Raw genomic sequence first — 13,072 nt, forward strand, 5'->3', positions numbered from 1 at the left:
CCGGTGATGAGATTAACTGGTTTTTGAACCCTTGCGCTGGCCTGGCATCGGCGCAAACAGTGCATCGATATCCTCTGCCGCCAAGCGCCAATCTCCCGCTTGACGCCCATCCAGTACCCCGGCTGCCAACGCCGACTTTTCCTGCTGCAACTGCTGGATTTTCTCTTCCACAGTGCCGCGGGTAATCAGCTTGTAGACAAACACTGGCTTCTCCTGGCCAATGCGATAGGCACGGTCAGTCGCCTGGTTTTCGGCGGCCGGGTTCCACCACGGGTCGTAATGGATCACGGTATCGGCGGCGGTCAGGTTCAGGCCCACGCCGCCAGCCTTGAGGCTGATCAGGAATATCTGCAGTCGGCCATTTTGGAAGTCGTGCACAGGTGCGCGGCGGTCGCGGGTGTCACCGGTCAGCAGGGCATAGGCAATGCCACGCTGTTCAAGCTCGTTTTCAATCAGCCGCAGCATGCTGGTGAACTGTGAGAACAACAGCACCCGACGGCCTTCGGCGAGCAGTTCTTCGAGCATTTCCATCAGGCTGGTGAGCTTGCCCGAATGGGCGCCGCGGGCCGTCGATGCTTCACTGTTGACCAGGCGTAAATCGCAGCAGACCTGGCGCAGTTTAAGCAGCGCTTCAAGAATGATGATCTGGCTGCGGGCCACGCCCTTGCGGGTAATCTCGGCACGTACTTTCTGATCCATGGCCAGGCGCATGGTCTCGTAGACATCGCGCTGGGCGTCGCTGAGATCGACCCAGTGGATCATCTCGGTCTTGGCTGGCAGTTCTGTGGCCACCTGCTCTTTAGTGCGGCGTAGCAAGAACGGTTTGATCCGTGCGTTGAGGTGCTGCAGGCGCTCGTTGTTACCTTGACGTTCGATCGGCGTGCGGTAGTCGCGATTGAAGCTCTTGGCATCGCCCAGCCAACCAGGCAGCAGGAAATGGAACAGCGACCACAGCTCGCCCAAGTGGTTTTCCAGAGGCGTGCCGCTCAGGCACAGGCGCTGGCGGGCTTCGAGCTGGCGTGCGGCCTGGGCAGCCTTGCTGCCCGGGCTTTTGATGTACTGGGCCTCGTCGAGGATCAGCACATGCAACATCAGGCCTTTGAAGTGTTCCAGGTCCTTGGGCAGGAGGGCGTAGGTGGTCAGCAGCAGGTCGTAGTCCTGCAGCTTGTCGAAGTGTTTGCGCCGGCCCAGGCCATGCAGGGCCAGGACGCTCAGGCTGGGGGCGAAGCGCTGCGCTTCGTCCTGCCAATTGGGGATCAGGCTGGTGGGCATTACCACCATGGCCGGGCGGTTCAGGCGTCCGGCGTTTTTCTCGGTAAGCAGGTGTGCCAGGGTTTGCAGGGTCTTGCCCAGGCCCATGTCGTCGGCGAGGATGCCGCCTACTTCCAGCTCGCGCAGGGCCTGCATCCAGCTCAAGCCTTCGATTTGATAGGCACGCAACGTGGCGTTGAGGCCCTCAGGGATCTGTGCCGGTTGCTGGCGGATATCACGCAGACGTTCGCCCAGGTTGCGCACCTGTTCGCCGCCTTGCCAGTTCAGTGGAATGTCTTCCAGCGCATTGAGGCGGGTGGCATCCAGCGTCGGCAGGCGCACGCTGGTTTCGCCCGGCTCGCGCAGGTAAAAGTCGCCCAGCGTTGCCAGTACCGGCTTGAGTCTGCCGTAGGGCAGTGCTACTTGCAGGTTACGGCGTACCTCGCCCTGGGGGGCAGGGATCTGCACCAGCAGGCTCTCGTCGTTGCGGCGCTTGTTTAGCTGGGCGGGATTGAGCAGTTCTGGGTGGGTGCGCAGTACATTGAGTAAAATGGGCAGCAAGCTCAAGCGCTGACCGTTGACCTCGATACCCACTTCCAGGTCGAACCAATCGCGTCCGCCAGCCTCGTCAATCTGCGCGTACCAGTCGTCGACCTCGGCAAGGTTGAAGGCGAAATCGTCGGTGTATTCGATCTCCCAGCCTTGCTCGCGCAGAGCCGGCAGGTCGTTAAGCATAAAGCGTAGCCAGGCGCCTTCGGTTGCCAGCTCGAGAAGCTCGCCCGCGCTTTCTGGTAGTGCTTTGCTTTGGCGGGTAGCGACTTTGAAGCCCAGGCTCAGGAGTGTCTGACGAATCAGCTTCTCGGCATCGGGTTGGCGCTGGATACGCTGATTGGTATTACCGTCAAGGCGTGAGACTTCCGTGCCTTGCCTGCCGCTGGCACGCAGGCCGTCATAGACGAAGGACAGTGCAGCGCGATGCTGGTGCTGGCGTTGCATCCTGCCCGATTGCGGCACATAAGCGCTGAACTCGTGGCTGCCCAGAATCAGGTGGGGCGTGGGGGCAATACCGTCGATGTTTGTCTCGCTCAATGTTCTGGGGGTGGGGATCTGCCGGTTGAGGGTCTGGATCCTGTGGCTGAAATTGACTACCTGGCTTTCAGGCACCAATGGTGCAAGTGCGAGGGAGCAAGCGGTCACTTCATCATAGCTGTGACTGAGCAGACCAATCTGGTCTTGTTCGGCATCAACGTAGTACAGCGGCTTCAAGGCCAGCACCAGTTTGAGCATCTTGCCCTGGTGGTACCAACAGCCTCTGTAGTTTTCGCTATTGAGTTTTTCCCAGCGAAACTCGGCTGTCAGGGGTGGGCCCGATTTAAGGGGTTGTCCACCTGCGGTCAAAAACAGGCGCTCGGTGGCAAGTGCGTGTTCAAGCAGCTCAGTGCCTTCACTGCCTTCGAGGTTCACACCGTTGGAAAGCGCGCCGGTGGACGTTCCGGCAACAACCATGCGTAAAAATTTCGCGTCGGTTTCGCCCAGGTAGCCAGGGTTTTGTCGCAATATTTCGTGCGGGTAAAGGATCACCTTGCGGTCGCTGAAGCGGCCATCCTTGTGACGCTTGCACCTGTACGGTGTGATAGTGGCTATGCCGCTTTCCTGGAACTCAAGTTCGTACATCAGGGTGCGCGTGCTGTGCTCGGCCGGTTTTTCGCCGCCGTAAGCTAGTGGTTCCAGGCGCTTGAGCCAATGCTCCAGCGCAGGGCTTAGCTGCTCGCCGTCATCCGTCGGGCTACCCGTCTGTTGTTCGAGTAGCTCTGTCAGGTGATACAGGGCTGCTACGCAGTGCTTGCAGTCGAAGCCGACTGGACAGGAACATTGGGTGTTGAGCGAAGCGAAGTGCTCATCGCCCTCTACGCTGATGAGCTGGGTGTAGACGTTAGCGCCTGAGCCACGACAGACCGAGGTAACGTTGTCGTCCTCCAGGGATATCACCTTCACCCGGTGTTCATCGGCATAGTCGAAGCCTTTTTCCAGGGCCCTGGGCGGGAAGGACAGGGCCCAGTCGCTATCTTCGAGCACTTGTCGCAGCGTTTTCGGCATTAGACTACTGCTCCATCATCTCCGGCGCAGGAGCCGGCGCACTGACTGGCCGATTGGCCGTAACCTTGAGCAGCAGGGCCAGGTGCCCGCCATCAAGGAAGGTCAGTTCGCCATTTTTCACCGTACTGTTGCTCTGCTTGAGCTGTTCGCTTTGAGTCACTGCGCCGTTACCGTCCAGCTGGTTGACCCAGAGGTTGGCCTCGACACTGATAAAGCGCTCTTCTTTGAGGTTCAGGTTGCCCTCGATCGGAAAGTGCCCGAACTGTTTTTTGCCATCACTGATCGCGACGCTGCCGGCATCCTGCGTCCAGGCTTTATGCAGAAGCACAGTGTATTGGCTGTCGGCGCTGAGCTTTGCCGCTTCGTCGGTCATTGCTGGTTGGCGTATGTCTCCGGTGGCAGGCGCCTTGGCACCGTTGCTCCAGTCTTCCGGGGCGAACTGGCTGGTGATCGCCGGCACAGCGTTTTGCCGGACCAGGATCATTTCGACCTGATAAACGCCTTCAGCAAACGCCGCAGGAGTAAACAACGCCAGCAGCAGGGTCAGGCAGCGAATGGCACGCATGGATCTTCCTTCACGCAGATTGTGGGGTCAGGCGCTCGAACAGCGCCTCAAGGTTATTGAAACGTTCTTCCGGGCGCTCCATTGGCACCATGAACTTGAACTGGGTCGCGCCTTCGAACTTGTAGCGCTTGGGCTGGCCCTGGATCAGTTTGATCAGCGCCAATGGATCAACCGGGGTTTCGGCTTCGAACTCGATCTTGCCGCCGTTGGGGCCGGCATCGACTTTCTTGATGCCGAGCTTTTCCGCCTGCAACTTGAGCAAAGTCAGGCGCACCAGGTTTTTGGTGGGTTCGGGCAGTAGGCCAAAGCGGTCGATCATCTCCACCTGCAGGTCTTTGAGGCCGTCTTCGTCGACCGCCGAGGCGATGCGTTTGTACAGGATCAGCCGCGCGTGCACGTCCGGCAGGTAGTCTTCGGGAATCAGTGCCGGCAAGCGCAGGTTGATTTCCGGGCCGCCGCCCAGCGGCTGGTCGAGGTTCGGCTGGGTGCCCTTGCGGATGGCCTTGACCGCACGCTCGAGCATTTCCATGTACAGGGTAAAGCCGACCGCCTGGATCTGCCCGCTCTGGCCTTCGCCGAGCAGTTCGCCAGCGCCACGAATTTCCAGATCGTTGGTGGCCAGGACGAAACCGGCGCCCAGGTCCTGGGTGTTGGCGATGGCTTCCAGGCGCTTCTCGGCGTCTGGGGTGATCTGTTGGCGCGGCGGCGTCAGCAAATAAGCATAGGCCTGGTGGTGACTGCGCCCGACTCGACCACGCAACTGGTGCAACTGAGCCAGGCCGAATTTGTCGGCACGCTCGATGATGATGGTGTTGGCGCTGGGCACGTCGATGCCGGTCTCGATGATCGTCGAGGCGATCAGCACGTTGAAGCGCTTGTGGTAGAAGTCGCTCATCACCTGTTCGAGTTCGCGCTCGCGCATCTGCCCGTGGCCAATGCCGATCCGTGCCTCAGGCACCAGCTCAGCAAGGTCGGCGGCGCATTTTTCGATGCTCTTCACATCATTGTGCAGGTAATAGACCTGGCCGCCGCGCAACAGCTCACGCAGCAGTGCTTCTTTGACCGTGCTCTTGTTCTGCTCCATGACGAAGGTGCGTACCGACAGGCGACGCGCCGGTGGGGTGGCAATGATCGACAGGTCGCGCATGCCGGCCACGGCCATGTTCAGAGTCCGCGGGATTGGCGTGGCGGTAAGGGTAAGGATGTCCACCTCGCTGCGCAGGGCTTTGAGCTGTTCTTTCTGGCGCACGCCGAAACGGTGTTCTTCGTCGATGATCACTAGGCCCAGGTCTTTGATCTTGACGTCATCCTGCAGCAGCTTGTGGGTACCGATGACGATGTCGATCTTGCCTTCGGCGAGGTCGGCGACGGCCGCAGCGATATCCTTGGGCGACTTGAAACGACTCATCACCTCGACGGTCACCGGCCAGTCGGCAAAGCGGTCGCGGAAACTGTTGTAGTGCTGTTGGGCGAGCAGGGTGGTCGGCACCAGGATGGCCACCTGGCGACCGCCGTGCACGGCGATGAAGGCGGCACGCATGGCTACTTCGGTCTTGCCGAAACCGACGTCGCCGCAGACCAGGCGGTCCATCGGCTTGGCCGCGAGCATGTCCTCGCGTACCGCTTCGATGGCGCTTTGCTGGTCCGGAGTTTCTTCGAACGGGAAGCCAGCGCTGAAGGTCGCGTAGTCAACCGACGGATCAGCAAACGCATAGCCTTTGCGCGCCGCACGGCGGGCGTAGATGTCGAGCAGTTCGGCGGCGACGTCGCGGACCTGTTCGGCGGCTTTGCGCTTGGCCTTTTGCCAAGCCTCCGAACCGAGCCGGTGCAACGGGGCCAGGGCATCATCACTACCGGTGTAGCGAGCGATCAGGTGAAGGTTGGCCACCGGCACGTAAAGCTTGGCGCCCTCGGCGTATTGCAGAGTGAGGAATTCGGCCGCCTGGTTGTCGATCTCCAGGGTCGCCAAACCCAGGTAGCGACCGACGCCGTGGTCGATATGCACCACCGGTGCGCCTTCGCGCAGCTCGGTGAGGTTCTTGATCACCGCGTCGTTGTTGGCGTCGCTGCGCTTGTCGCGGCGCCGGCGCTGCATCACCCGCTGGCCGAAAAGCGGGCTTTCGGCGACCAGGGCAATTGCCGGGTCGTCCAGCAGCAGGCCCTCATCCAGCGGTGCGATAGTGATTGCCAGGCGCTCTTTGCCAGCGACGAAGGCGCTCCAGCTGTCGACGGTTTGCGGGCGCAGCTTCAAGCGTTCGAGCAGCTCCAGTAATACTTCGCGACGGCCCGCCGATTCGGCGGTAAACAAGACGCGACCAGGAAACTGCTCGAGAAAGCCCGACAGCGCCGCCAATGGCTGGTTGGCCTTGGCTTCGATGGCCAGATTCGGCAGGGCCTGAGCGGGGAAGCGCTCGCGACCGACACCGCTGTCGAGGTCATCCTGGCTGACCACCACGCGTGGCCAGCTCTTGAGTCGGGCAAAGCAGTCTTCCACCGGCATAAACAGCTCGGCCGGTGGCAACAAGGGGCGCGAGGGATCGATGCGCCGCTCTTCGTAGCGGTTGCGCACATCGCTCCAGAAGTGCTCGGCAGCCTGCTCGACACCCGGTAGGGAAAATACCTGGGTGTCTTGCGGGAGGTAGTCGAACAGCGTTGAGGTGTCGTCGAAAAACAGCGGCAGGTAGTACTCGATACCGGCCGGGGTGATTCCGCTGGACAGGTCCTGGAAGATCGGGCAGCGCCGGAAGTCGACGTCGAAACGCTCGCGAAAGCGTGCCTTGAAACGGGTCACCGCATCCTTTTGCAGCGGGAATTCGCGGGCCGGTAGCAGGCGTACCGAATCGACTTTGTCGATCGAGCGCTGGGTCTCCGGGTCGAAGGTGCGTAGGGTCTCGATCTCGTCGTCGAACAGGTCGATCCGGTACGGCAGCTTGCTTCCCATCGGGAACAGGTCGATCAGGGCGCCACGCACGGCGAATTCACCGTGTTCATAAACCGTATCGACGCAGCGGTATCCGCTGGCTTCCAGGCGCAGACGCATCTGCTCGACATCCAGCTTCTGGCCGATGTCCAGCACCAGGCTGCTGCCCAGGAGAAAGCGGGTCGGTGCCAGGCGGTGCAGGGCAGTGGTGATCGGCACCACGAGAATGCCGTGATCAAGCTCCGGCAAGCGGTACAGGCTGGAAATCCGCTGCGAGATGATGTCCTGGTGCGGCGAGAACAGATCGTAGGGCAGGGTTTCCCAGTCGGGGAACGGCAGTACCGGCAACTGCGGTGCAAAAAAACGCAACTCCTGCTCGAGCCGGTCAGCGCTCTGGCTGTCGGCGGTCAACAGCAGGGTGAAGCGTTTGGCGGCGCTGGCGGCTTCGGCAATGGCCAGGCTCAGGGCGGCGCCCGGCAGGTTGCCCCAGGTTTGTTTGCCGGCGGTGGCCGGCAGGTGCGGTAGACGCAGTACAGGCACGGGAGGTCGAGCTCCAAGCGTTGCGACAAAGACGCCAATTGTACCGGTCACAGGCCTGTGCTGTCAGGTCGTGCGCAGGCTAATTGCATGTAGTGAGCGCGTGGCGACAGGCGCTCATTGCTCGATGGGCTGCGGGGCGTCATAATGTAGCCCCTTTTTTCTGTCCCTACATGTGGAAGGTTCCCGTGACTCAGAAGCCCGACCAGTGTCTTGGTGAGTGGATTGATCGTGAAGCACTTGCAGAAGCGATGATCCCGCTTATCGGTCAGCTCTACCGCAATAACAATGTGGTGAGTTCGATCTATGGCCGCAGCCTGATCAACCGTTCGGTGATCTCGATTCTCAAAGCGCACCGCTTTGCTCGTCATCGCCAAACCGACGAAACCGAACTCTCTGTCCACGAGACATTCCCGCTGCTCAAAGCCATGAGCGAGCTGAAACTGGGTGCCGCTTCGGTCGACCTGGGTAAGCTGGCGAACAAATTCAAGCAGGAAGGCAACGGTCGTAGCGCCGAGCAGTTCGTGCGTGAAGAAATGGCCGACGTGGTTGGCCAGCAGAACGCTTCGGCGCGTAAAGGCACCGACGTTGTGCTTTACGGCTTCGGTCGTATTGGCCGCCTGCTGGCGCGCATCCTGATCGAAAAAACCGGTGGTGGCGACGGTCTGCGTCTGCGCGCCATTGTCGTGCGCAAAGGCGCCGAGAACGATCTGGTCAAGCGTGCCAGCCTGTTGCGTCGTGACTCGGTTCACGGCCCGTTCGATGGCACCATCACCATCGACGAAGAACACAACACCATCACCGCCAACGGTAACTTGATCCAGGTTATCTACGCCAAGAGCCCGAGCGAAGTCGACTACACCCAGTACGGCATCGAAAACGCTCTGATCGTGGACAACACCGGTGTATGGCGTGACGCCGATGGCCTCGGCCAGCACCTGGCCTGCCCAGGCGCTGCCCGCGTGATCCTCACCGCACCTGGCAAGGGCGCGCTGAAGAACATCGTTCACGGTATCAACCATGGCGAAATCAACGCTGACGACAAGATCATCTCGGCCGCTTCGTGCACCACCAACGCCATCGTGCCGGTGCTCAAGGCTGTCAATGACAAGTACGGCATCGTCAATGGTCACGTCGAAACCGTTCACTCGTTCACCAACGACCAGAACCTGATCGACAACTTCCACAAAGGCAGCCGTCGTGGCCGCGCCGCGCCGCTGAACATGGTTATCACCGAGACTGGTGCTGCCACCGCAGCTGCCAAAGCGCTGCCAGTGCTAAAGGGCAAGCTGACCGGTAACGCGATTCGCGTACCAACGCCGAACGTGTCGATGGCCATCCTCAACCTGAACCTGGAAAAGGCCACCAACCGCGAAGAAATCAACGAGTACCTGCGCCAGATGGCCATGCACTCGGATCTGCACAAGCAGATCGATTACGTCAGCTCCCAGGAAGTGGTTTCCACTGACTTCGTTGGTTCGCGCCACGCCGGTGTGGTTGATGCTGAAGCGACCATCTGCAACGATAACCGTGTTGTTCTGTACGTCTGGTACGACAACGAGTTCGGTTACAGCTGCCAGGTGGTGCGCGTGATGGAAGACATGGCCGGTGTAAACCCGCCTGCTTTCCCACGCTAAGCTTGGCTTGGTTGTGAAAGACGGGAACCTCAGGGTTCCCGTTTTTTTTGCCTGTATTTCAAGGAGAGCGGATGCGCAACGCGTTGTGGTTGGGTGTGTGGTTGAGCCTGGTCGGCTGTGGGCAGGGTGCATCGCTTGAGCGTATCAGTGGCCCGACCATGGGCAGCAGTTACACCGTGCAGTATGTCCGCACGCCTCAAGGGCCGGCGCCGCAACAGGTCAGGCAAGAGGTGGAGGCTATCCTCGAGGGTGTCGATCAGCGATTCTCTACCTATCGCAGTGACTCGCTGATCGAAGTCTTTAACCGCTTGCCGGCCAACAGCTGCCAACCCATGCCTGCAGATGTGCTGGAGCTGGTGCGCGTCGGTGAGCAGCTGTCACAGCAAAGCGAAGGTGCATTTGACCTGACCGTCGAGCCCTTGCTCGATTTGTGGGGCTTTGGTCCGCAGGCGCGGAAGGAACAAGTGCCCAGCGCACAAGCGCTGGCCAGCGCACGCAAGCGTGTCGGGCATGGGCATTTGCGCATAGTCGCTGAGCAGTTGTGCAAGGATGCGGCGGTGCAAGTGGACTTCAATAGTCTCGCTGCAGGACATGCCGTGGACCTGGTGGTTGAGCGGCTGAAGGCCCTGGGGGTCACGGATTTACTGGTCGAGGCCACCGGTGAGCTCAAAGCGTTGGGGCACAAACCTGACGGTAGCCAGTGGAAAGTGGCGGTGGAACTGCCCCGCGAAGATCGCCAGATTACCCAGCAAGTGTTGGCGGTGGATGGCTTTGGTGTTTCCACTTCCGGTGACTATCGCAACTATTTCGAGGAGAATGGCCAGCGCTATTCACACACCTTCGATGCGCGCCTGGGGGCGCCAGTGAAACATGACCTGGCTGCGGTGACGGTGTTCAATCGCTCGACCCTGATGGCCGATGGTTATTCGACCCTGCTGTTGATTCTTGGGCCGCAGGATGGCTGGGACTTCGCCCTCAGGCACGAGATTGCCGCCGTGTTCGTGACCCGGGTCGCCGACGGTTTTGTCTCTCGCAGCACGCCGGCGTTCGAGCAACTGATGCCGTAGGCGCGGAAAAATCCGCTACCACAGGGAAGGTGCATTGAATATGCGCTGTGACATGTAGTGCAGAGAAAAATAGCCTACGACGCGACCAAGGGTTAATGTGCGCGGCGTTAAAGCTTGATTAGACTGCACCCGAATTTTTTCATGGCGCCGCTGGCGACATGATCTAGCCCCGCTTGCCAATGTGGCGACCGGGCCTGTTCTAAAGGAGTACGCATGGCTGTCTACAACTACGACGTAGTGGTGCTGGGTTCCGGCCCCGCAGGAGAAGGGGCGGCAATGAATGCTGCCAAAGCAGGACGCAAGGTGGCGATGGTCGATAGCCGTCGCCAGGTCGGCGGTAACTGCACCCACCTGGGCACCATCCCGTCCAAGGCCCTGCGTCACTCGGTGCGTCAGATCATGCAGTTCAACACCAACCCGATGTTCCGGGCCATTGGTGAGCCGCGCTGGTTCTCGTTCCCTGACGTACTGAAAAGCGCAGAAAAAGTTATCGCCAAGCAGGTTGCCTCGCGCACCGGCTACTACGCCCGCAACCGCGTTGACGTGTTCTTCGGCACCGGCAGCTTTGCCGACGAACAAACCATCGAAGTGGTCTGCGCCAACGGTGTGGTCGAGAAGCTGGTGGCCAAGCACATCATCATCGCCACCGGCTCGCGTCCGTACCGTCCGGCCGATATCGATTTCCATCACCCGCGAATCTACGATAGCGACACCATCCTCAGCCTCGGTCACACCCCGCGCAAACTGATTGTTTACGGTGCCGGTGTGATTGGCTGTGAATACGCCTCGATCTTCAGCGGTCTGGGTGTACTGGTAGAGCTGGTGGATAACCGCGGTCAGCTGTTGAGCTTCCTCGATTCGGAAATCTCCCAAGCGCTGAGCTACCACTTCAGTAACAACAACATCACTGTTCGCCACAACGAAGAGTACGAGCGCGTTGAAGGCCTGGACAACGGGGTGATCCTGCACCTCAAATCCGGCAAGAAGATCAAGGCCGACGCCTTGCTCTGGTGCAACGGCCGTACTGGTAACACCGACAAGCTGGGCCTGGAAAACATCGGCATCAAGGTCAACAGCCGTGGCCAGATCGAAGTCGACGAAAACTACCGTACCCATGTGCCGAACATTTATGGCGCCGGTGATGTGATTGGCTGGCCGAGCCTGGCCAGTGCTGCTCACGACCAGGGCCGCTCGGCTGCGGGCAGCATCGTCGACAATGGCAGCTGGCGCTTCGTCAACGACGTGCCGACGGGTATCTACACCATTCCGGAGATCAGCTCGATCGGCAAGAACGAGCAGGAACTGACCCAGGCCAAGGTGCCATACGAAGTCGGCAAGGCCTTCTTCAAAGGTATGGCGCGGGCGCAGATTGCCGGTGAGCCGCAAGGTATGCTGAAGATCCTGTTCCACCGCGAGACCCTGGAAATTCTCGGCGTGCACTGCTTCGGCTATCAGGCGTCGGAGATTGTCCACATCGGCCAGGCGATCATGGATCAGCCGGGTGAGCGCAATACGCTGAAGTATTTCGTCAACACCACCTTCAACTACCCGACCATGGCCGAAGCCTATCGGGTAGCGGCCTACGACGGCCTCAACCGGCTTTTTTGAGCGGCTCCGGCCGGTGGCCTGAGCCGGTCGGGGAGACCGATTTCAGCGATTCTCGAGGGTGGCGCTGGCCAAACCGGGAAAGTCTGTAATCAGGCTGTCTACGCCGAAGTCGGCGAGCCTGCGCATCAGCGCCGGCTCGTTGACTGTCCACACCGACACGTGCAAACCCTGACGCTGGGCCTTGATCAGGCGTTCAGGGGTGCACAGTGTCCAGTTCAGCGCGAGCAAGTTGCAGCCATAGTTCTGGGCGACCTTCAACGGGTCGAGCCAGGCGTATTCGGCAACCAGTCCACGGGAAATATCCGGCGTCAGCTCCAGGGCCGCCCCCAGCACTTCACGTGAGCTGGAGGTGATGGTGATCTTGTCGAGCAGGCCAAATTGCTGGGCCATCTCGCGAATCGCCAACACGGTAGTCACCGCCCGGGTACGTGAGGCGCTCTTGACCTCCAGTTGCCAGTGCTCGAAGTCGCACTTTTCGAACAGCTCTTCAAGCCGGGGAATCGGGCAGGGGGATACCCAACCTGGGCCGCCCTTGCGCGCATCATAGGTAGCAAGGTCGGCGGCTGCATGCTCGGCTACTTTGCCGCGCCGGCCAGTGGTGCGCTTGAGGGTGGGGTCGTGGATAACCATCAACTCGTTGTCGGCCGACAGGTGCAGGTCCAGCTCACAGTGGCGTACGCCATGCTTGAGGCAATGCTGGAAACTGGTCAGGGTATTTTCGGGGGCTTCGCCCTTGGCGCCACGGTGGCCATAAATCTGGGTCACGTTTGTTCCTTCAAGAAAAAGTGAAACTCAGGATGCGCTCGGGGTGTTCTGATCCAGCGCCTGGCGTCGTTGTTGAGCCTGTCGTTGCAGGATGTAGCGCGCCAACAACTGGCGCTGGGCGTCGGTCATGTCAATGAACTCGGTGCCGACCTCGTAGCGGCCGTCCGCCTGTTGGTCGCAGTGAGTGACTCTGGCACGCAACAATAAGCCCAGTGCTTGTGGCATCAACACCATTTTCACCGCCACGCGGTTGCCCGCGGCAATCGGCTGGGGCTGGTTGAACTCGATGCCACCTTCGGACAGCACCACGGCTTGTGGCGCACTGAGTTGCCCCAGCAGGGTTTGCGCAACAACCGCGCTAAGCAGGTCGATACGTTTGTTCTGCGCTTTGAGGAAAGCGGCCAGGGTACGGTCCTTGTCGCTGAGCTGGCGCAGCAGGTGCTGCGACTCGAATTCGCTCAGGTGCAGTTCGCTGAGCAGGTTGAAGAGTGGTGAATCATCTTGCAACAAGTCTGCGCCAAGGGCTTCAGTAGCACTCAGCGGGCTAATTTCCAGTGCGATCCGGTCCTCGATACGGTAGTATTCGCGGCGATCTTCTTCATCTAATGTCGACATGGCGAACCCA

8 protein-coding genes are annotated in these 13,072 nt (G+C 60.2%); 3 read left to right on the forward strand and 5 right to left on the reverse strand.

Going from position 1 to position 13,072, the window contains the following annotated elements; all coding sequences use genetic code 11:
- Positions 1-12 precede the first annotated feature (12 nt).
- Genes ACQRAX_RS10000 through mfd form a run of 3 tightly spaced genes read right to left on the reverse strand, consistent with a single transcriptional unit; the run spans position 13 to position 7,373 of the window.
- Positions 13-3,348 (reverse strand): SNF2-related protein, encoded by a 3,336-nt coding sequence (locus ACQRAX_RS10000; RefSeq protein WP_412037274.1) that lies wholly within the window; start codon positions 3,346-3,348, stop codon positions 13-15.
- A 4-nt stretch (positions 3,349-3,352) separates the two neighbouring features.
- A complete protein-coding gene (locus ACQRAX_RS10005) occupies positions 3,353-3,913 on the reverse strand; it encodes a CsiV family protein (protein WP_412037275.1) in 561 nt (186 codons plus the stop codon).
- Positions 3,914-3,923: 10 nt separating this feature from the next.
- The gene (gene mfd / locus ACQRAX_RS10010; RefSeq protein ID WP_412037276.1) at positions 3,924-7,373 is read right to left on the reverse strand and encodes a transcription-repair coupling factor; all 3,450 of its coding nucleotides are present in this window, start codon (positions 7,371-7,373) and stop codon (positions 3,924-3,926) included.
- Between the two features lie 170 nt (positions 7,374-7,543).
- Here mfd and ACQRAX_RS10015 point away from each other — a divergent pair, with 170 nt between their 5' ends.
- From ACQRAX_RS10015 to sthA, 3 genes are all read left to right on the forward strand, one after another.
- The gene (locus tag ACQRAX_RS10015) at positions 7,544-9,007 is read left to right on the forward strand and encodes a glyceraldehyde-3-phosphate dehydrogenase (RefSeq protein WP_203543134.1); all 1,464 of its coding nucleotides are present in this window, start codon (positions 7,544-7,546) and stop codon (positions 9,005-9,007) included.
- Positions 9,008-9,078: 71 nt separating this feature from the next.
- The gene (locus tag ACQRAX_RS10020; RefSeq protein ID WP_412037277.1) at positions 9,079-10,074 is read left to right on the forward strand and encodes an FAD:protein FMN transferase; all 996 of its coding nucleotides are present in this window, start codon (positions 9,079-9,081) and stop codon (positions 10,072-10,074) included.
- 213 nt (positions 10,075-10,287) lie between these two features.
- Positions 10,288-11,682 carry a Si-specific NAD(P)(+) transhydrogenase gene (gene sthA, locus ACQRAX_RS10025; protein WP_038608908.1) on the forward strand — a complete coding sequence of 465 codons (1,395 nt, stop codon included), beginning with the start codon at positions 10,288-10,290 and terminating at the stop codon, positions 11,680-11,682.
- Between the two features lie 42 nt (positions 11,683-11,724).
- Here sthA and ACQRAX_RS10030 read toward each other — a convergent pair whose 3' ends face one another.
- Positions 11,725-12,447: a glycerophosphodiester phosphodiesterase gene (locus ACQRAX_RS10030; protein WP_412037278.1), complete on the reverse strand. Its 723-nt coding sequence runs from the start codon at positions 12,445-12,447 to the stop codon at positions 11,725-11,727.
- A gap of 27 nt (positions 12,448-12,474) precedes the next feature.
- Positions 12,475-13,062: a PilZ domain-containing protein gene (locus ACQRAX_RS10035; protein ID WP_412037279.1), complete on the reverse strand. Its 588-nt coding sequence runs from the start codon at positions 13,060-13,062 to the stop codon at positions 12,475-12,477.
- Positions 13,063-13,072: the final 10 nt, after the last annotated feature.

This window comes from Pseudomonas sp. UM16 (assembly GCF_050312595.1).
Classification (GTDB): Bacteria; Pseudomonadota; Gammaproteobacteria; order Pseudomonadales; family Pseudomonadaceae; genus Aquipseudomonas.